Source organism: Nitrospirota bacterium, assembly GCA_004296885.1.
Lineage (GTDB): Bacteria > Nitrospirota > Nitrospiria > Nitrospirales > Nitrospiraceae > SYGV01.
The window spans coordinates 152,896-178,474 of record SCVN01000008.1 but is presented as its reverse complement, the minus strand read 5'-3'; the positions used below and the strand labels follow the sequence as shown (position 1 = coordinate 178,474).

Below are 25,579 nucleotides of genomic sequence, written 5' to 3'. Positions count from 1 at the left end.
TCGAACCGCCCAGCGCCTGCCGGTCGGTTGACAGGCTCCTTTCTTTTCCGATACAGTGGCGATTCTTGTCATGACCACCCAATGAGGGAGGGCGGCTTTGGTGCGCCGATTTGAAGGAGGGGTGTCATGGAAAAGACGCTGAAGTTGTTTTCCGGGAACTCGAACCCGGCTTTAGCCAAGGAAATTTGCGGGTATCTGGGCATCGCCCTCGGTGAGGCGACGGTCTCCTCCTTCAGCGACGGAGAGATTCGGGTCCGGATCGAGGAAAACGTCCGGGGCGCCGACGTATTCGTCATGCAGTCCTGCTGCCCCCCGGTCAATACGGCGATCCTCGAACTCTTGATCATGATCGACGCGCTCAAGCGCTCCTCGGCCTATCGGATCACGGCGGTGATTCCCTACTTCGGCTACGCCCGGCAGGACCGCAAGGATCAGCCGCGGGTGCCGATCACCGCCAAGTTGATGGCGGATTTGATCACGACGGCGGGCGCCGACCGGGTACTGACGATGGACCTGCACGCGGGGCAGATTCAGGGATTTTTCAACATCCCGGTGGATCATCTCTATGCCCTGCCGGTCTTGCTGGATTACATCAGCAAACAGGGGGGCGAGGATTTGACCGTGGTGTCGCCGGACGCCGGCGGAGTGGAGCGGGCGCGGGCCTTCGCCAAGCGTCTCCAGGCACAACTGGCGATCATCGACAAGCGGCGCGAGGGGCCGAACAACGCCCAGGTCATGAACATCATCGGCGACGTCGAAGGACGCAATGCCTTGTTGCTGGACGATATGATCGACACGGCCGGCACGATCGTGCAGGGCGCCCAGGCCTGCGCGGACAAAGGAGCTCGAAACGTTTGGGCCGGCTGTACCCATCCGGTCCTGTCCGGTCCGGCGTTGGAGCGGTTGCAGGCCTCGTGTCTGACGGAAGTCGTGGTGACGAATACGATCCCGTTGAACGGGAAAGAACAACAGTGCCCCAAGTTGCGGGTGCTGTCGGTAGCGCCCCTATTGGGCGAAGCCATTACCAGAATCCACGCGGAGGAATCAGTCAGCTCGCTCTTTGCGTAACGCCCGCCACAAGGGGCAGCCAATGTGCCCCACCTCCACTTTAAGCTGCCTGGAGCGTCACTGCCTCAACGGGAGGGGAACAGGCTTGGGCTAGGCGGGGTATGGAGCGGGTGAACGTCACGGGCGGTACAAGAATTCTCCGCCGCGGTATGATCGTACGCGGCGGTTCAAGCAAAGTTTGGTAGGGAGGCCGGTTGCGCCTCGAGTGGGAGGAAGATCATGAAATTCGACTTGACGGCAGAGGTCAGAGAAAAAGCGGGTAAGGGGGCGGCCCGTCAGTTGCGGCGGAGCGGCAAGGTGCCGGCCGTGCTCTACGGTGAAGGGGAATGTCTCCTGCTGACGCTGGACCCGACGGCGGTGATCAAGGTTCTGCGCGGCCATGCCGGCAGCACGGCGCTTATCAACCTGAGCCTCACAGGGGCTGCGTCCAAACCCAATCGGACCGCGCTCCTGCGGGAGTATCAGGTCGATCCGGTGTCCGGCGAGTTGTTGCACGTGGACCTGTTCGAAATCTCCATGAGCAAGCCGATCCGGGTCAAGGTGCCCGTCAGCGTCGTGGGGGGCATGCCGGCCGGCGTGAAGGAAGGCGGGGTGCTGCACCACAATTTGCGCGAGTTGCACATCGAGTGCTTGCCCGCCGCGCTGCCGGACGCGATCGAAGTGGACGCCTCGAACCTGGCCATCGGCCAGGGCGTGCACGTGAAGGAGTTGACGGTGATCGCAGGCGTCAAGGTTCTGGACGAGGCCGAACAGATGGTCGTGAGCGTGGTCGCGCCGATCTCCGAAGCCAAGCTGGAAGCGTTGTTGACCAGCGGCGCCGGGGCGGAAGAAGGCAAGGAGCCGGAAGTCATCGGCAAGGGCAAGGAAGAAGGGGCGGAAGGGGCCGAGAAGGCGGCTGCGCCCGGTGGTGAAGCCAAGGCCGGTGAGAAGGGCGAGAAGAAGGAAGCGGCCGCCGGCGCCAAGGCCGGTGAGAAGAAAGAAGGGGGCAAGGAGGAAAAGAAGAAGTAGACTTGCGTCTGATTGTAGGGCTCGGCAATCCTGGCGATCGCTATGCGCAGACCCGGCACAATGTCGGGTCTCGGACGTTGGAGCGCGCGGCGGCACGCTGGGCGATCCCGCTCAAGCCGATCGGAGTTGCACGCCAAGGCCGCGGCCTGGTTGGGCCGCCGGACAAGCGGGTAGACGTGACCCTGGCCTTGCCCCTCGCCTGGATGAATCAATCCGGGCCCGCCGTCAAGGCGATGGTGGAGGCCCTCGGTCTTTCCGCCGAGCAGTTGCCCGACCACGTGATTGTCGTCCACGACGACCTCGATCTGCCGCTGGGGCGCCTGCGCATCAAGTGCCGTGGAGGTCCCGGCGGTCATAACGGCATCCTCTCCCTCATCACCACCCTGGACACGGACGAGTTTTGTCGGGTGAAGCTCGGCGTCGGACGCCCGCCCGTCGGGATCGAGGCGGCCGACTATGTGCTGGCTCCATTTTTGGCGGACGAAGGGCCTCAAGTCGACGCGATGATCGAGCAAGCCGTGCTGGCGCTGGAGTGTCTGCTGGCCGAGGGCGTTGCGGTGGCCATGAATCAATTTAACGCCAAAGAGCCGATGGCTGATGGCGAATAGCCGATCGTAAGGACGAGGAGTCTCAATGGGTTTGTGTTGCGGAATGATCGGGCTGCCGAACGTGGGGAAGACGACCGTCTTCAACGCGCTCGTGGGCGGCACTGCGCTCGCGGCCAATTATCCGTTCGCGACGGTGGACCCCAACACCGGGATCGCACCGGTGCCGGATCCTCGCTTGCTGAAACTCACGGAGATCTTTTCCTCGAAGAAGACGACGCCCAGCACTCTGGAAGTGCGCGACATTGCGGGCCTGGTCGAAGGGGCGAGCAAGGGGGAGGGGCTGGGCAATCAGTTTCTGGGGCATATCCGTGAGGTGGATGCCCTCGTGCACGTGGTCCGGTGCTTTCAAGGCACCGACGTGGTGCATGTGAGCGGCAGCGTGGATCCCCTCCGCGATATCGGCACGATCGAAACGGAGCTGATCCTGGCCGATCTGGAAACGCTCGATCGCCGCAAGCAGAAGACCGAGAAGAAGGTGCGGGCGGGCGATAAGAAGGCGGCGGCGGAGATGGCCTTTATGCAGGTGCTCATGGAGCGGCTCGACAAGGGAGAGTGGCTCGGCAACTTGTCCTTCACGCCGGAAGAGCGGGCCATGCTCGACGACTGTCAGTTGCTTGCCGCCAAACCGGTGTTGTTTGTGGCGAACGTGTCGGAACAGACCGTGGCCGACGAGCCGCTGGTCAACCAGGTGCGCGAGTTTGCCGGCCGTCGCGGGGCGCGGGTGGTGACGATCTGCGGCCAACTGGAGGCGGAGCTGGCATCCCTGCCGGAGGCCGAGCGGACCGACTATTTGAAGGAAATGGGATTGGCGGAGTCCGGCCTCGTGCGGCTGACGCGCGAAGCCTATGCCTTGCTAAACCTCACGACGTTCTTTACCGCCGGGGAAACGGAGTCTCGCGCCTGGCCGATCGTGACGGGGACCAAGGCCCCGCAGGCGGCCGGGAAGATCCACTCCGACATGGAGCGGGGGTTCATCCGGGCCGAGGTCTACCACTATGACGATCTGCTCGCCTGCGGCTCGGAAGCCCGCGTCAAGGAAAAGGGCCTGTTCCGGCTGGAAGGCAAAGATTATGTGATCAAGGAAGCGGACATCGTCTATTTCCGGTTCAACGTATGAGGGGCGCTCCGGCTGCCGTATTTGACAGCTTCTCCGGGGCTGTGGTAGGGTCCGATCCTCCGCACGGGATTTCCGTGCCCCTCGCTCCAGGCCAGGCCCTGGGGCCCATGTGCGCAATGGTCCATGAGGAGGTCTGAGTATGTCGATCTACGAGTCTATTTTTGTCGTCCGCACCACGCTTTCCGACGAAGACACCAACAAGCTCATCGAAAAGATGAAGAGCGTCCTGGAGAAGTCCGGGGCCACGCTTCTCAAGCTTGAGAATTGGGGCAAGAAGAAGCTCGCTTACGAGGTCAAGCGCGAGCGCAAGGGTACGTTCGTCTATTTCCATTTCAAGTCCGCGGGCGGGGTCGTGAACGAGCTGGAACGGTCCTACCGTCTCGAAGACTCCATTCTCAAGTTCTTGACGGTCAAGCAGGAGTTGGGCGCCGCGAACAAGCCGGCGAACGACGTCAAGGAGCCGGCGGCGTGACCGGGTTCAACAAGGTCATCCTGATCGGGAACCTGACGAAGAACCCCGAGCTTCGCTACACGCCCAGCGGGACGCCGGTGGCCAGTTTCGGCCTGGCGGTCAATCGCAAGTTTCGCCAGGGTGAGGAGCTCAAAGAAGAGGTCTGTTTTATCGACATCGTGGTGTTCGGGAAGACCGCGGAACACTGCGGACAGTACTTGAGCAAGGGCAGCGGCGTGATCGTGGACGGTCGGCTGCAGCAGCGCCGCTGGGAAACGGAAGACGGACAGAAGCGCAGCAAGCACGAGGTCGTGGCCCAGACCGTCAACTTCCTGCCCAAGCGGCAGGAGGCGGGCGGGGAGGCGGCGCATGCGGAAGAGCCGGGCTACGAAGAAGACATACCCCAATAACTGATCGCGGTTGGAACGACAACGGAGGGACGAGTGGAGCGAGGACGGTTATTTCAGCGCCGGCGGGTTTGCCGGTTCTGCCACGAGAAGATGCCGATTGATTTTAAAGATATCGGTCTGTTGCGAAATTTTCTCACAGAGCGTGGCCGGATCGTTCCGCGCCGGATTTCCGGCAATTGCATGGGGCACCAGCGGGAGTTGACGATCGCGATCAAGCGCGCGCGCTCGATCGCCATGCTGGCGTTCGCCGAGGAGCGGTAGGCACGATCACCGGCGGGGCGCGCGCCCCGCTGTGGTTTGACTTCTCGATGGCGACCGGGTATAGAGCGGTCACGGTGCGTCGAGGAGGCGTGACGAGTCTCATGGCGTTACCCAGCCCGTACCTCTCAGAGATTCCGGCTGAAGGGTTGCAGTTGACCTGCACGACGCAGCCTGATGAGCTGCAACTGGAACCCGGCGACGCCCGCGTGCGCGGGGAGTTCGACCTGGCGGTCGAGATCGCGAAGGCCGGCCGGACCGTGCATGTGAGCGGCCTGTTGGCCGGCACGTTCGTGCGCCAGTGCGTCCGCTGTCTGAACGATTATGACGAGCCGGCCCGCATCCCGTTCACGGCCGACTATCGGGGCGAAGAGCCGCCGGCGAAGTCGCAGCCGAAGCGGGCGAAGCCGCGCAGCGAGGACGAGGAATCCGAGGCCTCCCTCGAGGCGGAAGAGGAGCCCTACTCGCTGGTGGGGGACCGGCTGGAGTTGGCCGAGATGCTGCGGGAGCAGATCATCCTGGCCACGCCCATGCAGCCGCTCTGCCGTGAAGATTGTCGGGGACTCTGCCCGACCTGTGGGCAGGATTTGAACGAGCGTCAGTGCGACTGTCCCGGAGAGCGGCAGGACAGCCCTTTCGCGGTGTTGAAGAAACTGACGGAGAGTGCACCCAAACGTCCGAGGGTGTGAGGTGTGAGTCGAAGCCAGCGCAACGAGTGAGGAGCCACGATGCCAAATCCAAAACATAAGCTATCCAGAGCCAGGCGGGACAAGCGGAGGACGAGCAAGTCCAAGATCACGCCTCCGGGCTTGTCCGTGTGTCCGCAGTGTCATGAACCCAAGCGCCCACATTATACCTGCCTCAACTGCGGGACCTATAAAGGCAATGCGGTCATCGCCGTCGAAGAGTCCTAGCAGGATGGTGAAACAGGCCGCCTGCTTTGTTCTCGCGTCGCTCGGAGGTCCCACGTACGGTAAAGCGCGCGCGGAACCTCCTTGCTCGCTGCGGCTTCGTCGGCGTTCCTGTTTGACCATCCTGCAACCGCAGTTCTTCTCTTTCTAGCTCGCAGATGCCGTTGGGGCGCAGCGCGAGCCAATTGTTGCCATGAAAATCGCCATAGATGCGATGGGCGGAGACTTCGGACCGGCTCCGAACGTCGAAGGCGCCCTGCAAGCGGCCAAGGAACTGGCCCTCGACGTGGTCCTGGTGGGGGACGAGCCCCAGATCCGAGACCAGTTGCGCCGGCTGGGTGCGTCCGATGATCGTCGTGTGACCGTCGTCCATGCGCCGCAAACCGTCGGTATGCACGAGTCGCCGGCCTTGGTGGCCCGCAAGAAGCGGGACTCCTCGATTTGGGTGGCCACGGAGCTGGTCAAGGCGGGCGAGGCCAGCGCGGTCGTGAGCGCCGGCAACACGGGGGCCAGCATGGTGGCGGCCTTCTTCGTCCTGGGCGTGATCAAAGGCGTGGAGCGGCCGGCCATCGCCGTCAGTTTGCCCACGCTGGATGGCAGCGCCATCATGTTGGACGTGGGCGCCAACGTGGACTGCAACGCGCAACACTTGCACCAATTCGGCCTGATGGGCAACGAATATGGGAAGTCCGTGTTCGGCACACCCAATCCGCGCATCGGCCTGCTCAGTATCGGGGAGGAGGACAGCAAGGGCAACGAAGTCACCAAGGAAGCGTTCAAGTTGCTGAAGGCCAGCCCGATCAATTTCGTCGGAAACGTGGAGGGCCGGGATGTGTACAGCGGAGGCGCCGATGTGATCGTCTGCGACGGGTTCATCGGCAACGTCGCGCTCAAGATCTCCGAAGGGTTGGCGGACACGATCAAGAAGTTGCTGCTCAAAGAGATCGCCGGCTCGTTCCTGGGGCGGCTCTCATATCCGTTCATCGCCGCGCCCTTGCTGCGGCTGCGCCGGCGGATGGATTATGCGGAATTCGGCGGCGCGCCCCTCCTCGGCGTCAACGGGATCACCATCATCTGCCACGGCCGCTCCTCGTCCAAGGCCATCAAGAATGCCATCCGCCGGGCCAAGAGTCTGGTGGACAGCTCCGTGAACCAGCTCATCCAGCGCGACATCGAAGAGAGTCTGGCTCAGCACGAGCGGACGACCAATCCGGGAGCGCCCGCGTGAGGGCCCGCATCCTCGGCACCGGGTCCTACGTGCCGGAGCGGGTCTTGACGAACGCCGATCTGGAAGGGATGGTGGCGACGTCGGATGCCTGGATCATGGAACGGACCGGCATCCGCGAGCGCCGTCTCGCGGCGCCGGGCGAGGCCTGTTCCGACTTGGCCGTGAAGGCGGCGGAGCGGGCGCTAGCGGCGGCCGGCGTCGCGGCCGCCGATCTGGACCTCATTCTCTTGGGGACCTGCACGGGCGATTACCCCGTGCCCTCCACGGCCTGCCTGGTCCAACACCGGCTGGGCGCCGTCCGCGCGGCGGCCTGTGACATCTCGGCGGCCTGTTGCGGGTTTCTCTATGCGCTGGGGGTGGGCGATGCCTACGTCAGGACCGGCACGCGGCACGTGCTGGTGATCGGGGCCGAGGTCATGTCGGTCGTGACGGACTGGACGGATCGGAACACCTGCGTGCTGTTCGGCGACGGAGCCGGGGCCGCGGTGTTGGGTCCCTCGGAAGGCGATCGGGGCATCCTTTCGTCCCACCTCCATTCCGACGGCGGGCTCTGGGACCTCATTGCGGTGCATGGCGGAGGCTCACGGATGCCTCCCTCAGAAAAGATGGTGGCGGAGCGGCAACAGTACATCAAGATGAAAGGCAACGAGACCTTCAAGGTGGCGGTGAAGACCTTGGAGGACAGCGTCCGCGAGGCCCTGGCGGCCAACAATCTGACGGCGGCCGATCTGGACTTGTTGGTGCCGCACCAGGCGAACATGCGGATCATCAAAGCCGTGGCTTCCCGGCTGGGGCTTCCGCTGGAGAAGGTCATGCTGAATCTGGAGCGGTATGGCAACACCTCAGCCGCCTCCATTCCGTTGGCGCTGGATGAAGCGGTCAAGGCAGGGCGCATTACCGAGGGCAGTCTGGTCTTGATGGAGGCCTTCGGGGCCGGGCTGACCTGGGCCTCGACGATCGTCCGCTGGTGACACGAAGGGGGCTGTCAGCCGTCAGCCGTCAGCGATCAGCTTGTGGGTATCGGGAGCAAATGTTTTGCTGTTTGCTGAGGGCTGATTGCTGAGAGCGGACCGTTGAAAGCGGATCGCTGATGGAACTTTTTTCTCGTTGACAATGGAAACCAATTCCCTCATATCATACCCCGCCATGGCTTCCGGAATCGGGTTGGTGTTTCCCGGCCAAGGGTCTCAGTCGGTCGGGATGGGACGGGCGTTGTACGAGACCCACCCGGCTGTCCGGAAGGTGTATGAGGAAGCGGGGGCGATCCTCGGGTATGACGTCGCCGCGCTGTGCTTCGACGGACCGGCTGACCGCCTCAACCTGACCGAGTACACACAGCCCGCCTTGCTTACGGCCAGTATCGCGGCCTATCGCCTTCTTGAACCAGTTGGTCTGCGGCCTGTGGCGGTGGCCGGTCACAGTCTCGGCGAATATTCGGCGCTGGTGGCGGCGGGTGGCGTGAGTTTTGCCGCCGCCGTGGGGCTGGTGCAGAAGCGGGGCCGTTACATGGCCGAAGCGGTTCCACCGGGCAGCGGGTTGGTGGCGGCCATTCTGGGATTGGACGGCGAGGCGGTGAAGGCCGCCTGCCGGGAAGCCGGAGCCGTCGGCGTGGTCGCCGCCGCGAATTTCAATAGTCCCGGCCAGGTGGTCATCGCCGGAGAGAAGGCGGCCGTCGAACGGGCGATTGAACTGGCCAAGGCCAAGGGATGCCGGAAGGCAATTCCCCTGCCGGTCAGCGTGCCGGTGCATACGCCGCTCATGCAATCGGCGGCGGATCGCCTGGCGAAGGATGTGGCGGCGACGGCATGGTCGGATCTGACCGTGCCCCTGGTCAATAATGCGGAGGCGCGGGCTTTGCGCACGGCCGCGGAGGTCCAGGCGTCGTTGATCCGGCAGCTGCCCTCGTCGGTTTTATGGGAGGACTCGGTCCGGACGATGCGCGGGATGGGGGTCACGACCTTCATCGAAGTGGGGCCGGGCACGGTGCTGACAGGGCTGATTAAACGGATCCTGCCGGACGCGGTGCTCTTGAACGTACAGGACTCCAAGTCATTCGAAACGACGCTGGAAGGTTTGAAAGTTCAAAAGTCGTAAAGTCTTAGGGCGAAATTCCCAGACTTTTTGACTTTATAGACTTGAGGACGGTGAGAAATCATGTCACTAGAAGGCAAAACAGCCATTGTCACCGGCGCGGCCCAAGGCATCGGTCGGGCCATCGCTGAGATGTTGGCACGGCATGGGGCGGATATCGCCGTCGCGGATCTCGACCCAGGCCGGTCCCAGGACACGGTCACGGCGGTCACTAAATTGGGCCGGCGGGCGCTCAACGTCAAGGTGAACGTGGCCGATTTTGCCGACGTGAAAGCCATGGTCGATCAGGTGATGAAGGATTGGGGGAAGATCGACATCCTGGTGAACAACGCCGGGATCACGCGCGACGGGCTGTTGCTCCGGATGAAGGAAGAGGATTGGAATCTGGTCATGCAGGTGAACCTGAACGGCACCTTTCACTGCACGAAAGCCGTCCTGTCGCCGATGACCAAGCAACGCTACGGCCGGATCGTCAACATCGCGTCGATCGTCGGGGCCATGGGGAATGCCGGCCAGGCCAACTACGCCGCGTCCAAGGCGGCGGTGATCGGCTTTACTAAGACGGTGGCGCGCGAATACGCCAGCCGGCAGGTGACCGTCAACGCGGTCGCGCCGGGGTTCATCGATACGGCCATGACCCAGGGGCTCCCGGCGGATGTGAAGGAGACCTTGCAGAAGCAAATTCCCCTGGGCCGTTTGGGGCAACCGTCGGACGTGGCGGAAGCGGTCAGCTTCCTGGCGTCCGATGCGGCGGGGTATATTACCGGGCACGTGCTGCACGTGAACGGCGGCATGTTGATGGCGTGACGCGAATTCGAGACGCACAGGCGCCAGTCGGAGGGCCGAGGCCCTCTCGCAACGGCGCGTTCCCAGCATAAAGGAGGAAGAGCATGGGCGAGGAGGTAAAAAAACCGATGGCGACCGAGGATCGAATCAAGAAAATCATCGCCGAGCAACTGGGCGTGGAGGAAGACGAAGTGGTGCCGGAGGCTTCGTTTGTGGACGATCTTGGGGCCGATTCCCTCGACACCGTCGAGCTCGTGATGGCGTTCGAGGAAGAATTCGACATTGAGATCCCCGACGAGGATGCCGAGAAGATCCTCACGGTCGGGCGGGCCATGGAGTACATCAAGGAAAAGATGTGACGAGGTTGTCTGCTGAACGATGAGTGAGCGCACGCGCAGACGGGTAGTGGTGACCGGCCTGGGGGTGATTACACCCCTCGGGACCGGCCTTGAGAAGACCTGGCCGGCGATCTGCGCGGGCACCTCCGGCATCCACCGCATCACGCGGTTCGATCCCGCCAACCTGCCGGTGCAGATCGCCGGCGAAGTCCGCGACTTCGACCCCGCCGACTTTATCGAGAAAAAAGAAATCAAAAAGATGGATACGTTCATCCACTATGCCGTCGGCGCAAGCCAGATGGCGGTGGCGGACGCGGGGCTGAAAATCGGCCCCGAGAATGCGGATCGGGTCGGAGTCTATATCGGCGCCGGGATCGGCGGCCTGCCGGGGATCGAGCATTACCACGATGTGCTCAAGGAGAAGGGGCCCGATCGGGTCTCGCCGTTTTTCATCCCGATGGTGATCATTAACTTGGCCTCCGGCCAGGTGGCCATCCGGATCGGTGCGCGCGGGCCCAATTCCTGCGCGGTGACCGCCTGCGCGACCGGCAACCATTGCATCGGCGACGCGTTTCGCCTGATCCAGTGGGGCGAAGCGGATGCGATGGTGGCGGGCGGGACCGAAGCGGCGCTCACGCCGCTGTGCGTCGCCGGCTTTGCGGCGGCCCGCGCCCTGTCGAGACGGAATGATGAACCCGAGCGGGCCAGCCGTCCCTTCGACAAGGATCGGGACGGGTTTGTGCTGGGAGAGGGATCGGGAGTGGTGGTGCTGGAGGAATTGGAATCGGCCAAGCGGCGCGGCGCCAGAATCTACGCCGAGATGGTCGGCTACGCGATGACCGCCGACGCCTACCACATTACGGCGCCCTCGGAAAACGGCGAGGGAGCGGTCCGTTGCATGGACCTGGCGATCAAGGATGCCGGCGTGTCCAAGGACGACGTTGGATACATCAACGCGCACGGCACCTCGACCATGGCCGACGCGATCGAAACCAGAGCCATCAAGCAGGTGTTCGGGGAGCGGGCCTATCGCATTCCCGTGAGTTCGACCAAGTCCATGACCGGCCACTTGCTCGGGGCGGCCGGCGGGATCGAGGCCGTCTTCAGCGTGTTGGCGCTGCATCGCGGCACCCTGCCCCCGACGATCAATCTCGAGCAGCCGGATCCGGAGTGCGACCTCGACTACATTCCCAACAAAGCGCGGGAGGCGAAGGTGCAGGTGGCCCTGTCCAACTCCTTCGGATTCGGCGGCGTCAACGCCTGCGTGCTGTTCAAGCGGTACGACGCCTGACCCCTCGGGTCGGATCGGGGGCCGGCAGGATGGCGCCATCGCTCATCGACGAAGCCCAGCAGGCGGTCGGGTATCGGTTCAGCCGTCCGGCCCTCCTCGACGAAGCGCTCACCCACAAATCGTATGTCAACGAACAGAAGGACAGGGACAGCCAGGACAACGAGCGGCTGGAGTTCCTCGGCGACGCCGTCCTGTCGTTGCTCATCAGCGAGCATGTCGTGGCGGCCTTGCCCGATGCGTCCGAGGGCGAGCTCTCGAAACTGAAAGCCAGGCTCGTCAGCGAAGTGTCCCTGGCCAAGGCGGCACGAAGCCTGGGATTGGGGCCTCTGTTGCGGCTCGGCCGGGGAGAGGAACTCAATCAAGGGCGCGACAAGAATTCGCTGCTGGCCAATGCGTTTGAAGCGGTGCTCGCGGCGATATATCTGGATGGGGGGCTGGCTGCCGCGCGCGCCTTCGCCATCCGCGCCTGTGCGGGCGAATTGGCGCAAGTCGGCAATGCCGCGGAGGCGCAGGGAGACTACAAGACGCAGTTACAGGAATGGTGCCAGAAACGCTATGAGGCCTTGCCCCAGTATGTCACGGTGCGGGAGTCGGGCCCTGACCACCAGAAGCTCTTTGAAGTGCAGGTGACGATCCAGGGCGACATCGCGGGCGCGGGCGCGGGGCGGACGAAAAAAGAAGCGGAGCAAGTGGCCGCCAAGCAGGCGGTGGAACAGATCGCCAAACGAACCTGACCAGTCATCTACGGTAGGAGGGGACCATGTCGTCTAGGAGCGCAAGCAAGCACGGAGCGCGGCCGGCAATCGTGATCGGCCTGTCGGTATTGTTGTACGGGTTGGCGAATGTGATGCCAGGCCCGGCTTGGGCCGCCAGGCAGCAGGCGCCCGCGCCGCCGCCCCCTCAGCCCCAGGCTCCGGCTCCAAAGGTGGAGGTGCCCAAAGGCCCCAGGGCAATCATCAAGACCAAACACGGGGAGATCGAATTCAAGTTCTACCCGGAGCTGGCGCCCAAGCACGTCGAGAATTTCATCAAGCTGGCCAAGGAGGGCTTCTACGACGGCACGATTTTCCACCGCGTGATTCCGAATTTTATGATTCAGGGCGGGGACCCGAACACGAAGGATCACAAGAAGAAGGAACTCTACGGGCAGGGCGGGCCCGGCTACATGATCAAGGCCGAGTTCAGCGACACGCCGCACAAGCGGGGCATCGTGTCCATGGCCCGAGCCGGTGAGCCGGACACGGCCGGCTCCCAGTTCTTTATCGTGGTGGAGGACTCACGGTTCCTGGACCGCAAGTACACGGTGTTCGGGGAAGTCATCCGCGGGATCGGCGTGGCCGATAAGATCGTGAACGAACCCCGCGACGCGCAGGACAACCCGCTGAACCGGATCGAGATGACGGTCAAAATCGTGGAGTAGGCGGTGAGCGGGGCGACCGACGGACGTGCTCCGATTCGTGGATCGGGGCGGGAGCCCCAAGCTGGCATCATAAGGGGGGCGCGTATGATGTGGAAAAGGGTGACGTTAGGCCTGTGTCTGCTGGGCTCCCTGAGCGGGTGCATGCATCAGGAGTCCTATGACAAAATCGTGGCACGCAACGGTCGCCCCACGGAGCTCTCCCAAGACGAGAAAACCGTCACGGCCACCTGGGGGGAAGGGGCGGATAAGAACTGGGTCGTCATCGATAAGCGGACCCAGCGCATCGTTGACAGCAGCGAGAACAGTAAGCCCGCCTGCTGGATTCTCAACCTCTGTCAGTTCTCCAGGTGAGGCTGCCGGCGCTCGGCGTCAGTGTCGGCAGCCGGGGCCGTGGGTATGCTGATGGCCCTGCAGATGCTGCGGCGGTTGCGCGAGCCCTTGTCCGGGGGTGAGCTGGCCGGGGAGCACGATCCGCCCCCCTTCCTGTTGTTTGGCCAGGTGCTCGGCGACTTCCGGATGGTGGGTCTTGATGTATCCGATCAGGCCCATCAGGAACCGCTGGGCCTGCAACCCTCCGCCTGAAAACTCCGTCACGAACTTGATTGCGCGATCCAGCACCTCCGGCGCCGCCTGCTGGTCGATCGCCTGCTGGCCCTGCTGCTTGACGAACGTGTCGTATTCCTTTTTGAGGTGTTCGGCGAAGACGGGAAGCGGCGCGGCCGGGATGTGCAACGGGCTGAGGGTCCGCCGGAGCGCCTGGATGGCGGCGATGACCTCGCCGTCCTGCCCGTCGCGCCGGCTCTGAAAGTAACTGAACGCGACGACTTCGATCAGGTTGAACAGGGCCGCGGCCTTGTCGCCTCCGACCTCGAACAGTTCCCTGTAGAAGTCCCGCCGCGCCACCGCAAACCGATCCCCGATCCGTTTTTGTTGGTACTCGCTGTTGGCGTCCAGGTACGAACAATCGGGCGGACAGGTCACCCGCACGATCCGATGTTCGCCGCAGCACTGGCTGCAGATGGACCCGTCCAACGCGGGGCAGGGACGCTTGCCCTTGCGTTCGTGACAATAAACGCACTTGGTCATTTCGGCGCTTGTCCTTTCTTCGCTTCCGATTCCTGCAGGCTGCTCGACCCGCTGAAGCCATAGTCGGCCAGCGTGCGTTTCTTCTGGTTGGCCTTCACCGGCGCCTCCAGCCCGTTCATCTCCGCGGCGTTGCCATAATGGTAGGGGACGAGGATCAAATGGTTCTCCCGGTCCACGCCGATGTCGCCCGGGGAGGGGAGGTATTCGGCGATCACGTCAAAATGTTGGTCGGGCCTCATGCGCCAGACCTTGCCGGCCGTGAAGTCGGAGACGTAGAGGTTGCCCCAGCTATCGAAGTCCACGCCGTCCAGATTGTGAAAGCGGGCCGTGAAGAAGCCGTTGGACACCAGCTCACTGATTTTCCCGTCCGGCGTGACCTCGAGAATCTTGCCTTTGTCCCAACTGGCCACGATCAGGTGGCCGGTCTTGGGATGGACCGCCAGTCCGCGCGGTCCGGCCAGGGCCTGGTCCCGGGCGAGCACGGAGATCGCGTGCTGCTTGGCCATGTCGATGCGATAGATCGTATTGGCAGCGGTGTCCGAGGCGTACAACAGGCTGTGTCCGTCATACGCCACGTCGGCCAAGGCCGTCGCCTGTCCGTTCTGCCGGTTGGGAAAGGGCAGGGTGAGCAGAGGCCGGCCGGTCACCGTATCGAACGCGCGCAGCGAGTCCAAATCGGCCACGTAGAGGGTTTGTTTGACAATGGCCATACCCTTCGGCGCGTGGAGCACCGTCGTCCCCTCGCCCCCCTTGATGAACTGCAACGTGGCGATAGCCCCTGCCTTGTCCAGCTTGGTGATGAATCCGTTGTTGTCCTTTACATCCGGGTCGCCGTTGGCGTTCGAGATGAAATACCCGTTGCCGGAAGGGTCGGCCAGGAAACTCTCGGGGGTCTGAAGCCCGGTGACCTGCAGGGCATGCGCCGGGAGGGGTGCCAGCGCGAGCGCGGCACTCCATCCGATGATCGCGCCGATGATCGCCCAACCGAATAGCCAGGGCTGTCGGAGTCGGGACCGCAAGGGCGTTGGAGATCGCATGAGGATCGAAGCTTTCTCGTGCGGAGGTACGGGGCCCAATGGGAATGTGCGCAATCAGTCCCTGTCGCGGGGCTATGAGCCGATGGTAAAGGACCGTTTGTCGGCCTGTCAAGGAACGGCGCCCTCGGTCCGGGCCGATTCGGAGCCGGATCGCCGCCGTTGGTCGAGGTGCGAATCGCTTGACGGACGTTCAAAAGCATTGCTATTCTGCGGCGGTTTTGAATGAAGCCATCAGCCGTCAGCAATCAGTTGTTAGCCAGACAATGCGACGCAACGGGCAGGTGCGGATTGGCTTGCATTTTAGCTGAAAGCTGATAGCTGAAGGCTTCTATTACGGAGGAAACCGTGGCGGCACGATTAATCGACGGGAAAGCATTGGCGCAGACCATTCGCGACCGGATCGCGGCAGAGACGAAGGACTTGCAGGCCAAGACCGGCGTTAAGCCGGGATTGGCGACGATTCTTGTCGGTGAGGACCCGGCGTCGGCCCTGTACGTGCGCAGCAAACAGAAGGCCTGCGAAGCCGCGGGGATCTATATCGAGGACTTCAAGCTCCCGGCCACGACCAGCCAGGCCGAGCTGCTGGCCCTGGTCGAGAAGATGAATCACGACCCGAAAATTCACGGCATCCTCGTGCAGCTTCCGCTGCCCAAACACATCGACACCCAGGTGGTGTTGAATGCCGTAACTCCGATGAAGGATGCCGACGGGTTTCATCCCTACAACCTCGGGCGTCTGGTAGAGGGCAGCCCGGTGTTCGAGGCTTGTACGCCGAAGGGCATCATTGCGATGATCGATTCCACGGGGGTGGCGATCGAAGGGAAACGGGCGGTCGTAGTGGGGCGGAGCACGATCGTCGGCAAGCCGGTGGCGTTGATGCTCCTGCACCGGCATGCCACCGTCACGGTCTGTCACAGCAAGACCAGAGATCTTCCCGCCGTCTGTCGCGAGGCCGACATTCTCGTCGTGGCGATCGGCAAGGCCAAATTTGTCACGGCCGACATGATCAAGGAGGGCGCCGTGGTCATCGATGTGGGCACCAACCGGCTGGCGGACGGGAAGTTCGTGGGTGATGTGGATTTCGAACCCGTGAGCCAAAAGGCTGGGTGGATTTCCCCGGTTCCCGGCGGGGTCGGGCCGATGACGATCACGATGCTTCTGGCCAACACGCTGGAGTCAGCCAAACGTACGGCGGGGGCGAAGACGACATGAGCGGACCGCGACGATTAAAAGAGGTATTGGACCGGGGCGAGTTTGCCGTCACCGTCGAGTACAATCCTCCGAAGGGCACCAACATTGCGGCGCTGCTGGCCAACGCCAAGGCGCTGGTGGGGCGCGTGCACGGGGTCAACGTCACGGACAACACGGCGGCGGTCATGCGGGCTAGTTCTCTCTCGATCTGCCGCATGCTCTATGAGATGGGCCACGATCCGGTCATGCAGATGACCTGCCGAGACCGGAACCGCCTGGGTATGCAGTCGGACTTACTGGGTGCGCACATCCTGGGCATCAGGAACATCCTCTGCCTGACCGGCGACTATCCCACGGTCGGCGATCACAAGGACGCCAAGCCGGTCTATGACCTGGACTCGGTCCAGGTCATGCAACTGGTCCAGAAGCTGAACCAGGGGCAGGACCTGGCCGGCAACAAGCTGGACGGGACGACGGACTATATGATCGGCGCTGCCGTCACGCCGGAAATGGACCCCCAGGGTCCGATGCTGGCCAAGTTCGCGGCCAAGGTGAATGCGGGCGCGCAGTTCTTCCAGACCCAGGCGATCTACCATCCGGAGTCGTTCGGCTCCTTCATGGGCGCCGTGCGGAAGTTCAAGGTGAAAGTGCTGGCGGGGATTCTCCTGTTGCGCTCCGCCAAGATGGCCGAATTCATGAACGCCAACATTCCCGGCGTGTCGGTGCCGGAGGACATGATTGCGGAATTGCGGGAAGCCGGAGACAAGAAGGCGCTGGATGTGGGCGTGGAGATCGCGGTGCGCACGATCAAGGCGGTGCGGCCCCATTGCGACGGCGTCCATATCATGGCGATCAAGGCCGTGGATCGGCTGCCGGAAATTCTCACGAAGGCGGGCTTGGGCTAAGGACGGAGCATCGGGTACAATAACGTATAATGACAGTCCCTGAATTCCAGCGCCACAAGCAGGACGGCAAGAAGCTGATCGTCGTCACGGCCTACGACGCTCTGTTCACGAGGATCGTGGAACGGGCGGGGATCGAGGCGATCCTGGTCGGGGATTCGCTCGGCGTGGTGGTGCAGGGGAAGAAGGACACCCTGGCCGTCACGATGGAACAGATGCTCTATCATACGAAGCTGGTGGCCGGGGCCGCGCAGCGGGCGCTCGTGATCGCCGACATGCCGTTTCTCTCCTATCAGGCCGGCATCGAGGAGGCGGTTCGGAATGCGGGCCGATTCCTCAAAGTCGGTGCGGCGGCAGTGAAACTGGAAGGGGGGGCGGCGGTCCTGGACCGGGTGGAGGCCATGACCAAGTTCGGGATTCCGGTGATGGGGCACCTGGGTATGACGCCGCAGTCAGTCCACCGCTACGGCGGGTACAAGGTGCAAGGCAAACAGAAGGACCAGGCGGAGACGCTGATCGAGGATGCGAAAGCCCTGGAAGCGGCCGGCGTCTTCTCCATCGTGCTGGAAGCAATCCCGGCGCAACTGGCCAAGACGGTGACCGAAGCCCTGACCATTCCGACCATCGGCATCGGCGCCGGCCCTCATTGCGACGGCCAGGTGCTGGTCCTCTATGATCTGCTCGGCCTCTTCGACGACTTTACGCCGAAGTTCGTGAAACCCTATGCCCACCTCAAGGCCGACGCCTTACAAGCCCTCCGCCGTTACAAAGAAGAAGTCGAGCAGGGGAAGTTTCCGTCGGATTCGGAAAGTTACCACTGAGTCTCCTCTTCCCGTCTTTCTCCTTTTTACTAAAGGAAAGCGTTGGTGAGGCCGCGGCTGACGAACGGTGGGCATCGTCGGCGTCGGCATCATGCGCTGAGTCCTCACCGTTATTCGTGTCACACTGTTGGCCGGTCGCCTTATCGGATCAGCAGAACGGCGCCCGGCACCCTTTCTCCCACTCGAACCCTCGTTCCCGCTGTGCCTCCGCCTCCCTGCCCATCCGTTCCCGCCACGGCTAAGAAAAAAGAGAGGGTGGCGGGGACAAGTCTTTAAGCGACTTGTCCCCGCTCGGAGCTTTCCGCCCCGCCCCGCGCCTCAACTCGCATCCGTTTCATCAGCAACTATCAAAATGAGGAGGTGGGCTAGGTCGCTTGCCTGTCCCCTTGAATTGCAAAATTAGTTTTAGTGCGATTCGCGACACAGGTCCATCCATTCCGCTGGTAAGCTCAGTTCAGGGCTCATTGTTGTGATGTGCCATATAGGGGTTGCACCCTCGACAGCTCGTAACTAGAATCTCTGGCGAGGAAGCTTTCCAAAGCACCCTTGAGGTCTGAAGCTATGCTTACGCCTTCGAAATCGCTCGTCTGCACAATTTTGATGTCAAATAATGAACCTTGCGGGAGGGAAGTCCATTCGTATGAGAGCAAACTAAATGATCGCCCCGTCTGTATCATGCACTCCAGTGATCCAGAGAAAGATTTCAGCCGATTTCATCAAGAAATTGTCGAGATATTGGCAGGTGAGTCCATACACAGTCGTCGGGCGGAGACATTTGATTTCTCCTGGTTTGTCTTCCTCGATTATCACTTTGGCCGTATGAGCTTTGAGCGCAAGACCATATTTCGCTCAGCACGATTCTTGTGCGGCGCGCACTTTTCTTCTATGTGGTTTGCGCACGGCGCAGATTTCACGGACACCTTGTTTGAAAACTCCGTTGATTTCCAGACGGCAGTATTCGCCGAGGATGTTCGATTTGATAGCGCACAATTTTCAGGGGAAGCGAACTTCAGGCAAGTGGTGTGTAGGGGGGAGGGTTGGTGGCCAGCGGTAAATTTCAAGGGGAATGCAAGTTTTGCTCAATCGAATTTCTCGAAGGAAGCAAATTTCTCCATGGCGACATTTGAGAGTAATGTGGATTTTAGTGGTGCCCGATTTGCCTTCTGCGGCAATTTCAAGGGGGCTACTTTTAGGGAAGGCGCCAATTTCGCTTCAGCTGTTTTTGCGTCAACTGGCGAGCCCGCGGCGGACGGTGCAAACGTTCCACATGTCATTGCTGACTTTTCTGGAGCGAGATATGAAAAGCCATCTCATGTGAGTTTTTATCAGGTTAATAGAGATATCCAGGGAGGGCTTCGGGCACGCTTCGTTAATTGCAACATGGAGGCAGTACGGTTTGTAGATGTTAATTGGCATCGGTGGCATGGGCGAAAAGTGTTGCAAGACGAACTCGATATCGTTTCGCCGCTTAAAAATGAGGAATCAGAGACGGAAAAATTCTTTAAGCAAGCTATGGGTAAACCTCCAACACGATATGAGCTGGTAGCAGTTGGGTATCGGAAGCTCGTTGATAACTTCGAGAAAGTGCGTGAGTATGACTCAGCTGAAGATTTTTCGATCGGCGTCATGGAAATGAAACGGCTCGATCCAGCTCAGCCGATCTTTGTTCGCGTAGCCGTTAACCTCTATCGATGGGCCAGTAATTATGGCAGTAACTATTGGCAAGCCTTGGTAGTATTGGCGCTCATGGTGGTGGTATTCGGACTTCTCTATTCGCTTGTGGGGCTGACACCGAGGCCTAAGCAAACTGTCTTGGAGCCTATTGGCCTCGTTCATGCGGTCGAGGTGGCGACGTTCAAGGGTGAAACCCATGCGATTGCAGGAAATGGGGTTGCGTGGTTTCTTGAAATTCTTGAACGGGTCCTGATTCCCGCTCAAGTGGCGCTGCTTTTGCTGGCACTCCGTCGCCGGTTCAGGCGTTAGTGAATTAGACGATCTTGCGGGAGAGCCGTCTATGAAATATGCATGGATGCTTTTGGTCGTAATCGTGCTCATGACTGCCGGCTGTTACCAGACCATGGAGCAGCGGTGGCAGGCGATTGATGCGCAGATGCAGCAGGAGATCGGTGTCAAGACGAAGGACTATTACTACCGCGAATGGGGACGGTCGGCCAGGCGCGAGGAGCTGGCGAACGGCGGGGAGACCATCATCTGGGAGCAGAAGGCCTACGGCGGCGCGCAGGGTTGGCGAAAAACACTGACGTTTTCCCCGGACGGAGTGCTCCGGGAGTTTTCACGCACCTACTGGCCGAAGGACCGATAGCGCCTCTAATTCTTGACCGTCGAACGAACTCATACACGGTTTGCGAAGGACTGGATTGCGACGTCATTCCCGCAGCTCGACTAGCCCGATCAACCGGATTAGGACCGGCCGTTTGGCTTGGCCGATAAGGGATTGGGCGGTTGCGGTTCGATCACGCCGGCCCCCCGTTGTGGACCTGAAAGACTTGCCGATCCTCGAGCCGGACTGCCGTCAACTGTTGTCCCCAAACGTAGCCGCTGTCCAGCACGAGCAGGTTGTCCTGGATGTGCAGTCCCAGGGCGGCCCAGTGGCCGCAGACGACGGTGGCCTCGGTGCTTTTCCGGTCCGGGACGTGAAACCAGGGGATGAGTCCCGTTGGCGCAGCTTGCGGGGCGCCTTTGTACGAGAGCCCCATGTCTCCTTCCGCGGAACAGACCCGCAGCTTGGTCAAGGCATTGGCGATGACCCCGAGGCGCTCGCGGCCGGCCAGGCTGTCGGTCCAGCGGCGCGGACCGCTGTTCTCCCTGTAGCCCACTTCATACAAGTAACCCAGGAATTCAGGATAGCGAGGCGAACGAAGCACGGCTTCAACCTCCCGTGCGAGCTGCTGGGTTTGGGCGATTGTCCATTGGGGCAAGAGCCCCGCATGCAACAGGATATGGCCGTCGGCGACGTGGACCAGCGGCTGATGACGGAGCCAGATCATCAACTCGTCACGATCCGGCGCCTGCAACACGTCTTGGACCGTGTCTTTGCGACCCAGTTTGGTGATGCCGGCCGCGATGGCCAGCAGGTGCAGATCGTGATTGCCCAGCACTGCGACCGCCGCCGGGCCGAGTCTCTTGATGTAGCGCAGGACCGAGAGCGAATCGGGCCCCCGGTTGACTAAATCGCCGACGAACCAGAGTCGGTCGCGGGCCGGATCGAACCGGATCTGCTCGACGAGACGCTCCAGCGCGGAGAAACAGCCCTGCACGTCTCCGATCGCGTAGATTGCCATGTCGTCATTTTACCGTGGAAGCGGCATAAAGGCGCTGGGCGTTGGGCGAAAACAAGGGGGTGGAATCAGGGATACTTTGCTTCGATCCGGCTGTGGAGCCCGCCGCGGGCGGTGAACTCGCCGGTGACGACGGCCCAGACCGGCCGGCAGGAGGCGACCACGTCCTGGAGAATGCGGTTGACGGCGTTCTCGTAGAAGATGCCGAGGTTCCGGTAGGCATGGATGTACATCTTCAGCGATTTCAGTTCCAGGCAGGCCTTGTCCGGCATGTAGCGCAGACGGATCGTTCCGAAGTCCGGCAGGCCGGTCTTCGGGCAGATGGCCGTATATTCCGGAATCTCGATCGTGATCTCATAGCCCTTATATTGGTTGGGCCAGGTCTCGATCTCGGGGAGTTTGGCCGATACGCCGCTCCTGGCGTGCCGCTCGTCATAGCCTAGCCGTGTCTTGTTCGCCTTACGTTTCACTCACAACTCCTCGCCGCGTCGTCGTTCAGATCTCGTGAAGCGTATCTCGTTTTGGAGTTTGGACGCTTCACGCTTTACGAGGAACGCTTCACGGCGTTCACACGCGTGTCATCCACTCAACCTGGCCGATTTTCTCCAGTTGAAAGTACAGAGTGACCCAGGGACACATCATCTCCGGGTAGACCTCGCAGAAGCCGCCTTTGCGCACCCCGCCGCAAGGTCCGTGGCTCATGAACTTGGGACACTCCGCCTTTGGGGCTCCGTCCGGGACGATCGGGATCGGGGGGCGATTGTGCACCCCGCCCACGTGGTTGGCTCCGTCCTCTTCGCCGGGAATGATGACGCGCGATGGCATGGGGTTAGTTCTGGTTGCTCATGGACATCGAATGAATAAGAAAGGCTGATTTTACACGGATTCCATGAATTGGGCAATCTCGGCGAGGTGGAGGCCGCGGACGGCGATCTCGGGGGCGTAGATGACTTCATCGGCCGACCAGCCGATGATCGGCTGGGCCTGCTTGGTGACGCCGGTCACTTGCCGCAGGAGGGACCGGATGTTGCCCGTGATGCGAATGGTATTGCCGCGCAAAGGAGCGGTCAGGCGTCCGTCTTGAATCAGGAAGGAATCGCCCACGACGGTGCAGGTAAAGTCCCCGGCCCGGAGCCCGTTCATCGCATAGGTGTACCAGATGCGGCCGATGTAGACTCCGGTGCCGACCGACGCCAGCAGGCTCTCTCTGCTGTGGGGTGCGGAGCCTTCGATGAACAGGTTGGTCGCGGCGATCGAAGGCAGCGCATCGAACTGCCGTCCGCCGCTGTTGGAGAGGCGGAAGCCGTTGCGCGGAATCAGTACCTCCTGGTGTTCCTGCGGGTTCAGGCCCAGCTTCTCCCGCGCGCGCGGGTCCTTCAGGAGCCGCTGGGTTTCATAGTGGTTCGAGAGCAGGCCTTGCAGGACGCCGGCCTGAATCAGGTTGGTCCGGCCGGTCGGCAGGCCTTCGCAGGTGAGGCGTTTGGTGCCGACAAAGCCCTTGGCGGCTCCATGGTCGTAGATGGTCAGGAGATCGGCAGCCACGGGGCGGCCCACTTCCCCGAGGAAGGCCGACTTGCAACTGTAAAAGGCGTCGGCGCTCAAGCTGGGGAGGAGGAGATTCGTCATGAGGTCTGCCACCGGCTGCGGGCCCAGGACCACGTTGTAGGTGCCGCTGGGCAGACGCTGCCCGCCCGCGCCGAGGATGGCATTGCGGGCCGCGTCGGCGCCCGCCTCTCCTTTGAACTTAGCCAGATGGGTAGCCGCCGCATAGCCGCTGCCCTTAGCGGCTTTCCGTTCCACCATGGAGGTGACGGACGAAGTGATATAGGTGGATTCGTCGGTCTGGACCTTGGGCATCCGGGTGGAGCCGATGGCGATGCGTTGCCGGAAGAGACTGACGTCGCCGCCCACGATGAGGCCCAGGTTGGCCAGCTTCTCCTTGGAGCCGGCCAGTTTGGCGAGCGGCTCCGAAGATGCGAAGGTCTTCAGCGCTTCCTGGAGAACTTTCCACCCGGCTTCTACCAGCGTGCCGTCTTTGAGGTCCATGATCGCGCGGTCATGGGAGGGGGCAAGCTTCGGAGACCGGGCCTGTGGCGGAGCCGGAAAGGACATGAATTCCGGGTCGGGCACGGCATTCTGCCTGGCCTTCTCCAGCGCCCGTTTGATGCCGGTCGGCGAGAGGTCTCTGGCCTCGCTGCCGAAGCCGATACGCGGGCCGTCCGTTCCGGAGAAGACCGCCCGGATGCCGAGGCCGAAGGCCTCGGACGATTTCGGTTCTTCGACGCCGTTGCAGGGGATGGCAGAGGTGTAATTCAGCCGGCAGAGCAGATGCCCCGTGCTGGAAGCATAGACCTCTGCTTCCTGGACATCCTTGGCCTGGGCGGCCTGTCGGAGCGCACGCTGGACGGCGCTTTTCAATGTGGCGAGAGAGATCATAGGCCGGTCAGGCGGGCACGGCTGCGCATGGTCGGGGCTCCGTTGCCGAGCCGCTTTGTCTGCATGGGCTGGCCCTTGCCGCAATTGGGGATGGGGAAGAGGCGGAAGTCCTTTCCAACCGCATCCACCTTCATCAAATAGTCTTTGGTATCGGCGGTCATGCCTCCGCCGCGATAGAGTTGGCCGATTTGTCCGTTCCGAATCTCGTACACCTTTTGGGCCGAGATGCTGAAGTTTTCGCGGGACTCGGCGATGGACGGGGTCCGGTGTCCCACCAGGTAGTAACCGCGATCCACCTCGCCGATGATCTTCTGGGGGTCCTGCGAGCCGGCGCCGAAGACCGTGTTGGACATTCGAATCAACGGGACTAGAGAGGCCTCGATGGCTTTGTATGAACCGTTGGGCTCCACGCCCAGGATGGCCGCGGTCTGGCGGCTGTTCATGAATCCTTTGAACACCCCCTTCTCGATGTGCATGACTTTGTGCGCCGGCGTGCCTTCATGGTCATAGGCGTAATGGCCGAGCCCCGGCAGGCTTGGATCGGAATAGGCGGTGACGAACGGAGAGGCCACCGGCTTGCCGAGCTGGGTCTCTTTCAGCGACCGCAGCAACCAACTGCGTCCGGCATAGGCCGTTTCCATCTTGAGAGCCCGGTCCAGCTCGGTCGGGTGCCCGATGATTTCATGGGCCTTCAGCGTGTTGTAGTGCGGGTCCGTGACCACCACCACGTCCTTGTCCGTTGCTTTGAGCGGCGGCGCATCGATCAGCTTGAGGCAGTCATGGGCCAAGCTGGTCGAGAACGTGAGCAGATCCAAGTGGCGGATCAACTCGGTCCTGGTCCCTTCCGTGACCACTTCCCAGCCGCGCTGGTGGCCGATGTAGTCGTAGAGGGACTGTTCCGCCTGGTCGTTTTCCGCGACCACGGAGCAGAAGCCCAACGTGGTGGCGAAGGACTGGTCGATCAGGGTTCCTTCCGAGCTGGCGAAGAGTTCTCGGCTGAAGCTCGTGCTGGTCGCAATGGCATTGAACCGGATGCGCTGGCCCAGGCCTTTCACGGCCCGAGACACCTCGGTTGTGTACCGGGCGACCTCGGCCAGGGGGACGGAGCGGGGGTCGATCCCATACTCGGCCTTGACGGTATCCTGGTGGGTTTCGATCGGCGCCAGGGGCAAGCCGGCGAGGCTGTCGCCCAACTCCTTGAAACACTTGCGCATCTCGGCCTTGTAGCGTGCATTGGCCATGGCCCGTTCATAGGCCTGGCGCAGTCCGGTTTTGATGAGGGGGGCCAATTTGGGCAGGTCTGCGCTCCCCAGGCGGTGGCCGAAATAGCCAGGGGCCGGCAGGGGATCGCCGGCCAGGACCCGGATGCCGAAGCCGAAGGTATAGTCGTCGGACGCGGATTTTCCGGATCCGTTCTCTGATCGGGCGGATTTGATTTCGACGAGTTCGATGCGCAGGTCTGCGTAATGACAGTGTCGCAGGCTCTTGCTGGCTTGGCGGACAAGATCAGACGCGGTGCGTTTGATCCTGTCGAGGCTTTCGACTGTGAGCGGCTTGACGCCCAACGTACGAGCCATGCCGACCGGCCTTATCGAGTCAGGGTGCAGTGCTCAGGAACCGACCACTCTTCTTCCCGCATGACATGATGAGTAGATGGCCAAACGCAGGCCCAGCCTGCAAAGTCTCGTCATTATAGGGAATGGCTGCCTGGAGCGTCAAGCCAAAGTGGGGGATTTTACCTGGTTTTTTGAATTTTTTACGGTCTTTTTGCCCCTGGTTTAGCCCAAATGGCCTAGCGCGAAAAGGGCCTCTAGGCCTTCTT

Annotated in this window: 30 protein-coding genes; 23 read left to right on the top strand and 7 right to left on the bottom strand. The window is 61.9% G+C overall.

Going from position 1 to position 25,579, the window contains the following annotated elements:
- The first annotated feature begins 126 nt into the window (after positions 1-126).
- The 18 genes from EPO61_05970 to EPO61_05885 all read left to right on the top strand — a co-directional run bounded on the left by EPO61_05970 (position 127) and on the right by EPO61_05885 (position 13,336).
- Positions 127-1,068 (top strand): ribose-phosphate pyrophosphokinase, encoded by a 942-nt coding sequence (locus EPO61_05970; protein TAJ09601.1) that lies wholly within the window; start codon positions 127-129, stop codon positions 1,066-1,068.
- Positions 1,069-1,287: 219 nt separating this feature from the next.
- Positions 1,288-2,076, top strand: a complete 789-nt coding sequence (locus EPO61_05965; GenBank protein TAJ09600.1) for a 50S ribosomal protein L25 — start codon at positions 1,288-1,290, stop codon at positions 2,074-2,076.
- Between the two features lie 2 nt (positions 2,077-2,078).
- On the top strand, positions 2,079-2,684 hold the full coding sequence (locus EPO61_05960; GenBank protein ID TAJ09599.1) for an aminoacyl-tRNA hydrolase: 606 nt from the start codon (positions 2,079-2,081) through the stop codon (positions 2,682-2,684).
- A gap of 25 nt (positions 2,685-2,709) precedes the next feature.
- Complete coding sequence (ychF, locus tag EPO61_05955) at positions 2,710-3,801, top strand: redox-regulated ATPase YchF (GenBank protein ID TAJ09598.1); 1,092 nt, start codon at positions 2,710-2,712, stop codon at positions 3,799-3,801.
- Between the two features lie 139 nt (positions 3,802-3,940).
- Positions 3,941-4,273, top strand: a complete 333-nt coding sequence (gene rpsF, locus EPO61_05950; GenBank protein ID TAJ09597.1) for a 30S ribosomal protein S6 — start codon at positions 3,941-3,943, stop codon at positions 4,271-4,273.
- A complete protein-coding gene (locus EPO61_05945; GenBank protein ID TAJ09596.1) occupies positions 4,270-4,662 on the top strand; it encodes a single-stranded DNA-binding protein in 393 nt (130 codons plus the stop codon). Before rpsF ends, EPO61_05945 begins: the two co-directional genes overlap by 4 nt.
- Positions 4,663-4,752: 90 nt before the next feature.
- Complete coding sequence (gene rpsR / locus EPO61_05940) at positions 4,753-4,923, top strand: 30S ribosomal protein S18 (protein ID TAJ09595.1); 171 nt, start codon at positions 4,753-4,755, stop codon at positions 4,921-4,923.
- Between the two features lie 101 nt (positions 4,924-5,024).
- On the top strand, positions 5,025-5,609 hold the full coding sequence (locus EPO61_05935) for a DUF177 domain-containing protein (protein ID TAJ09594.1): 585 nt from the start codon (positions 5,025-5,027) through the stop codon (positions 5,607-5,609).
- A 39-nt stretch (positions 5,610-5,648) separates the two neighbouring features.
- Positions 5,649-5,834, top strand: a complete 186-nt coding sequence (locus EPO61_05930) for a 50S ribosomal protein L32 (protein TAJ09593.1) — start codon at positions 5,649-5,651, stop codon at positions 5,832-5,834.
- A gap of 190 nt (positions 5,835-6,024) precedes the next feature.
- Positions 6,025-7,059 carry a phosphate acyltransferase PlsX gene (gene plsX / locus EPO61_05925; protein ID TAJ09592.1) on the top strand — a complete coding sequence of 345 codons (1,035 nt, stop codon included), beginning with the start codon at positions 6,025-6,027 and terminating at the stop codon, positions 7,057-7,059.
- Positions 7,056-8,030, top strand: a complete 975-nt coding sequence (locus EPO61_05920; protein ID TAJ09591.1) for a ketoacyl-ACP synthase III — start codon at positions 7,056-7,058, stop codon at positions 8,028-8,030. The genes plsX and EPO61_05920 overlap by 4 nt, the downstream gene beginning before the upstream one ends.
- Before the next feature lie 175 nt (positions 8,031-8,205).
- Positions 8,206-9,153, top strand: coding sequence for a [acyl-carrier-protein] S-malonyltransferase (gene fabD, locus EPO61_05915; protein ID TAJ09590.1), 948 nt, complete (start codon positions 8,206-8,208; stop codon positions 9,151-9,153).
- Between the two features lie 60 nt (positions 9,154-9,213).
- Complete coding sequence (fabG, locus tag EPO61_05910; GenBank protein ID TAJ09589.1) at positions 9,214-9,957, top strand: 3-oxoacyl-[acyl-carrier-protein] reductase; 744 nt, start codon at positions 9,214-9,216, stop codon at positions 9,955-9,957.
- Between the two features lie 107 nt (positions 9,958-10,064).
- Positions 10,065-10,295: an acyl carrier protein gene (locus EPO61_05905; GenBank protein ID TAJ09690.1), complete on the top strand. Its 231-nt coding sequence runs from the start codon at positions 10,065-10,067 to the stop codon at positions 10,293-10,295.
- A 19-nt stretch (positions 10,296-10,314) separates the two neighbouring features.
- Positions 10,315-11,565 carry a beta-ketoacyl-[acyl-carrier-protein] synthase II gene (fabF, locus tag EPO61_05900; protein ID TAJ09588.1) on the top strand — a complete coding sequence of 417 codons (1,251 nt, stop codon included), beginning with the start codon at positions 10,315-10,317 and terminating at the stop codon, positions 11,563-11,565.
- A gap of 29 nt (positions 11,566-11,594) precedes the next feature.
- On the top strand, positions 11,595-12,299 hold the full coding sequence (rnc, locus tag EPO61_05895; protein TAJ09587.1) for a ribonuclease III: 705 nt from the start codon (positions 11,595-11,597) through the stop codon (positions 12,297-12,299).
- Positions 12,300-12,412: 113 nt separating this feature from the next.
- Positions 12,413-12,985: a peptidylprolyl isomerase gene (locus EPO61_05890; GenBank protein TAJ09689.1), complete on the top strand. Its 573-nt coding sequence runs from the start codon at positions 12,413-12,415 to the stop codon at positions 12,983-12,985.
- Between the two features lie 84 nt (positions 12,986-13,069).
- Positions 13,070-13,336: a hypothetical protein gene (locus EPO61_05885; protein ID TAJ09586.1), complete on the top strand. Its 267-nt coding sequence runs from the start codon at positions 13,070-13,072 to the stop codon at positions 13,334-13,336.
- 18 nt (positions 13,337-13,354) lie between these two features.
- On the opposite strand, the gene EPO61_05880 is transcribed toward EPO61_05885, so the two are convergent.
- Together EPO61_05880 and EPO61_05875 are read right to left on the bottom strand one after the other, a co-directional pair.
- The gene (locus tag EPO61_05880; protein ID TAJ09585.1) at positions 13,355-14,071 is read right to left on the bottom strand and encodes a hypothetical protein; all 717 of its coding nucleotides are present in this window, start codon (positions 14,069-14,071) and stop codon (positions 13,355-13,357) included.
- Positions 14,068-15,108 carry a hypothetical protein gene (locus tag EPO61_05875; GenBank protein ID TAJ09584.1) on the bottom strand — a complete coding sequence of 347 codons (1,041 nt, stop codon included), beginning with the start codon at positions 15,106-15,108 and terminating at the stop codon, positions 14,068-14,070. The genes EPO61_05880 and EPO61_05875 overlap by 4 nt, the downstream gene beginning before the upstream one ends.
- A 345-nt stretch (positions 15,109-15,453) precedes the next feature.
- On the opposite strand from EPO61_05875, the gene folD reads away from it, so the two are divergent.
- The 5 genes from folD to EPO61_05850 all read left to right on the top strand — a co-directional run bounded on the left by folD (position 15,454) and on the right by EPO61_05850 (position 20,345).
- Positions 15,454-16,320 (top strand): bifunctional methylenetetrahydrofolate dehydrogenase/methenyltetrahydrofolate cyclohydrolase FolD, encoded by an 867-nt coding sequence (folD, locus tag EPO61_05870; GenBank protein TAJ09583.1) that lies wholly within the window; start codon positions 15,454-15,456, stop codon positions 16,318-16,320.
- Positions 16,317-17,204 (top strand): 5,10-methylenetetrahydrofolate reductase, encoded by an 888-nt coding sequence (locus EPO61_05865; GenBank protein ID TAJ09582.1) that lies wholly within the window; start codon positions 16,317-16,319, stop codon positions 17,202-17,204. Before folD ends, EPO61_05865 begins: the two co-directional genes overlap by 4 nt.
- A gap of 29 nt (positions 17,205-17,233) precedes the next feature.
- Positions 17,234-18,022 (top strand): 3-methyl-2-oxobutanoate hydroxymethyltransferase, encoded by a 789-nt coding sequence (gene panB, locus EPO61_05860; GenBank protein ID TAJ09581.1) that lies wholly within the window; start codon positions 17,234-17,236, stop codon positions 18,020-18,022.
- A 561-nt stretch (positions 18,023-18,583) separates the two neighbouring features.
- On the top strand, positions 18,584-20,005 hold the full coding sequence (locus EPO61_05855) for a pentapeptide repeat-containing protein (GenBank protein ID TAJ09580.1): 1,422 nt from the start codon (positions 18,584-18,586) through the stop codon (positions 20,003-20,005).
- Positions 20,006-20,036: 31 nt separating this feature from the next.
- The gene (locus EPO61_05850; protein TAJ09579.1) at positions 20,037-20,345 is read left to right on the top strand and encodes a hypothetical protein; all 309 of its coding nucleotides are present in this window, start codon (positions 20,037-20,039) and stop codon (positions 20,343-20,345) included.
- Between the two features lie 151 nt (positions 20,346-20,496).
- On the opposite strand, the gene EPO61_05845 is transcribed toward EPO61_05850, so the two are convergent.
- The 5 genes from EPO61_05845 to EPO61_05825 all read right to left on the bottom strand — a co-directional run bounded on the left by EPO61_05845 (position 20,497) and on the right by EPO61_05825 (position 25,322).
- The gene (locus EPO61_05845; GenBank protein TAJ09578.1) at positions 20,497-21,324 is read right to left on the bottom strand and encodes a symmetrical bis(5'-nucleosyl)-tetraphosphatase; all 828 of its coding nucleotides are present in this window, start codon (positions 21,322-21,324) and stop codon (positions 20,497-20,499) included.
- A 65-nt stretch (positions 21,325-21,389) separates the two neighbouring features.
- Complete coding sequence (gene queF, locus EPO61_05840; GenBank protein ID TAJ09577.1) at positions 21,390-21,791, bottom strand: NADPH-dependent 7-cyano-7-deazaguanine reductase QueF; 402 nt, start codon at positions 21,789-21,791, stop codon at positions 21,390-21,392.
- 97 nt (positions 21,792-21,888) lie between these two features.
- Positions 21,889-22,146 carry a hypothetical protein gene (locus EPO61_05835; protein TAJ09576.1) on the bottom strand — a complete coding sequence of 86 codons (258 nt, stop codon included), beginning with the start codon at positions 22,144-22,146 and terminating at the stop codon, positions 21,889-21,891.
- Positions 22,147-22,197: 51 nt separating this feature from the next.
- On the bottom strand, positions 22,198-23,757 hold the full coding sequence (locus tag EPO61_05830; protein ID TAJ09575.1) for a TldD/PmbA family protein: 1,560 nt from the start codon (positions 23,755-23,757) through the stop codon (positions 22,198-22,200).
- The gene (locus EPO61_05825; protein TAJ09688.1) at positions 23,754-25,322 is read right to left on the bottom strand and encodes a TldD/PmbA family protein; all 1,569 of its coding nucleotides are present in this window, start codon (positions 25,320-25,322) and stop codon (positions 23,754-23,756) included. Before EPO61_05825 ends, EPO61_05830 begins: the two co-directional genes overlap by 4 nt.
- Positions 25,323-25,579: the final 257 nt, after the last annotated feature.

Coding starts and splice junctions, on each gene's coding strand:
- EPO61_05875 (TAJ09584.1), bottom strand. CDS start 15,108: ATGCGATCTCCAACGCCCTTGCGGTCCCGACTCCGACAGCCCTGGCTA.
- rpsF (TAJ09597.1), top strand. CDS start 3,941: ATGTCGATCTACGAGTCTATTTTTGTCGTCCGCACCACGCTTTCCGAC.
- ychF (TAJ09598.1), top strand. CDS start 2,710: ATGGGTTTGTGTTGCGGAATGATCGGGCTGCCGAACGTGGGGAAGACG.
- EPO61_05830 (TAJ09575.1), bottom strand. CDS start 23,757: ATGATCTCTCTCGCCACATTGAAAAGCGCCGTCCAGCGTGCGCTCCGA.
- EPO61_05885 (TAJ09586.1), top strand. CDS start 13,070: ATGATGTGGAAAAGGGTGACGTTAGGCCTGTGTCTGCTGGGCTCCCTG.
- EPO61_05965 (TAJ09600.1), top strand. CDS start 1,288: ATGAAATTCGACTTGACGGCAGAGGTCAGAGAAAAAGCGGGTAAGGGG.
- EPO61_05845 (TAJ09578.1), bottom strand. CDS start 21,324: ATGGCAATCTACGCGATCGGAGACGTGCAGGGCTGTTTCTCCGCGCTG.
- EPO61_05835 (TAJ09576.1), bottom strand. CDS start 22,146: ATGCCATCGCGCGTCATCATTCCCGGCGAAGAGGACGGAGCCAACCAC.
- EPO61_05865 (TAJ09582.1), top strand. CDS start 16,317: ATGAGCGGACCGCGACGATTAAAAGAGGTATTGGACCGGGGCGAGTTT.
- rpsR (TAJ09595.1), top strand. CDS start 4,753: ATGCCGATTGATTTTAAAGATATCGGTCTGTTGCGAAATTTTCTCACA.
- fabD (TAJ09590.1), top strand. CDS start 8,206: ATGGCTTCCGGAATCGGGTTGGTGTTTCCCGGCCAAGGGTCTCAGTCG.
- EPO61_05890 (TAJ09689.1), top strand. CDS start 12,413: ATGCCAGGCCCGGCTTGGGCCGCCAGGCAGCAGGCGCCCGCGCCGCCG.
- EPO61_05935 (TAJ09594.1), top strand. CDS start 5,025: ATGGCGTTACCCAGCCCGTACCTCTCAGAGATTCCGGCTGAAGGGTTG.
- EPO61_05855 (TAJ09580.1), top strand. CDS start 18,584: ATGCTTACGCCTTCGAAATCGCTCGTCTGCACAATTTTGATGTCAAAT.
- EPO61_05970 (TAJ09601.1), top strand. CDS start 127: ATGGAAAAGACGCTGAAGTTGTTTTCCGGGAACTCGAACCCGGCTTTA.
- EPO61_05905 (TAJ09690.1), top strand. CDS start 10,065: ATGGCGACCGAGGATCGAATCAAGAAAATCATCGCCGAGCAACTGGGC.
- fabG (TAJ09589.1), top strand. CDS start 9,214: ATGTCACTAGAAGGCAAAACAGCCATTGTCACCGGCGCGGCCCAAGGC.
- EPO61_05850 (TAJ09579.1), top strand. CDS start 20,037: ATGAAATATGCATGGATGCTTTTGGTCGTAATCGTGCTCATGACTGCC.
- plsX (TAJ09592.1), top strand. CDS start 6,025: ATGAAAATCGCCATAGATGCGATGGGCGGAGACTTCGGACCGGCTCCG.
- panB (TAJ09581.1), top strand. CDS start 17,234: ATGACAGTCCCTGAATTCCAGCGCCACAAGCAGGACGGCAAGAAGCTG.
- EPO61_05880 (TAJ09585.1), bottom strand. CDS start 14,071: ATGACCAAGTGCGTTTATTGTCACGAACGCAAGGGCAAGCGTCCCTGC.
- EPO61_05930 (TAJ09593.1), top strand. CDS start 5,649: ATGCCAAATCCAAAACATAAGCTATCCAGAGCCAGGCGGGACAAGCGG.
- rnc (TAJ09587.1), top strand. CDS start 11,595: ATGGCGCCATCGCTCATCGACGAAGCCCAGCAGGCGGTCGGGTATCGG.
- fabF (TAJ09588.1), top strand. CDS start 10,315: ATGAGTGAGCGCACGCGCAGACGGGTAGTGGTGACCGGCCTGGGGGTG.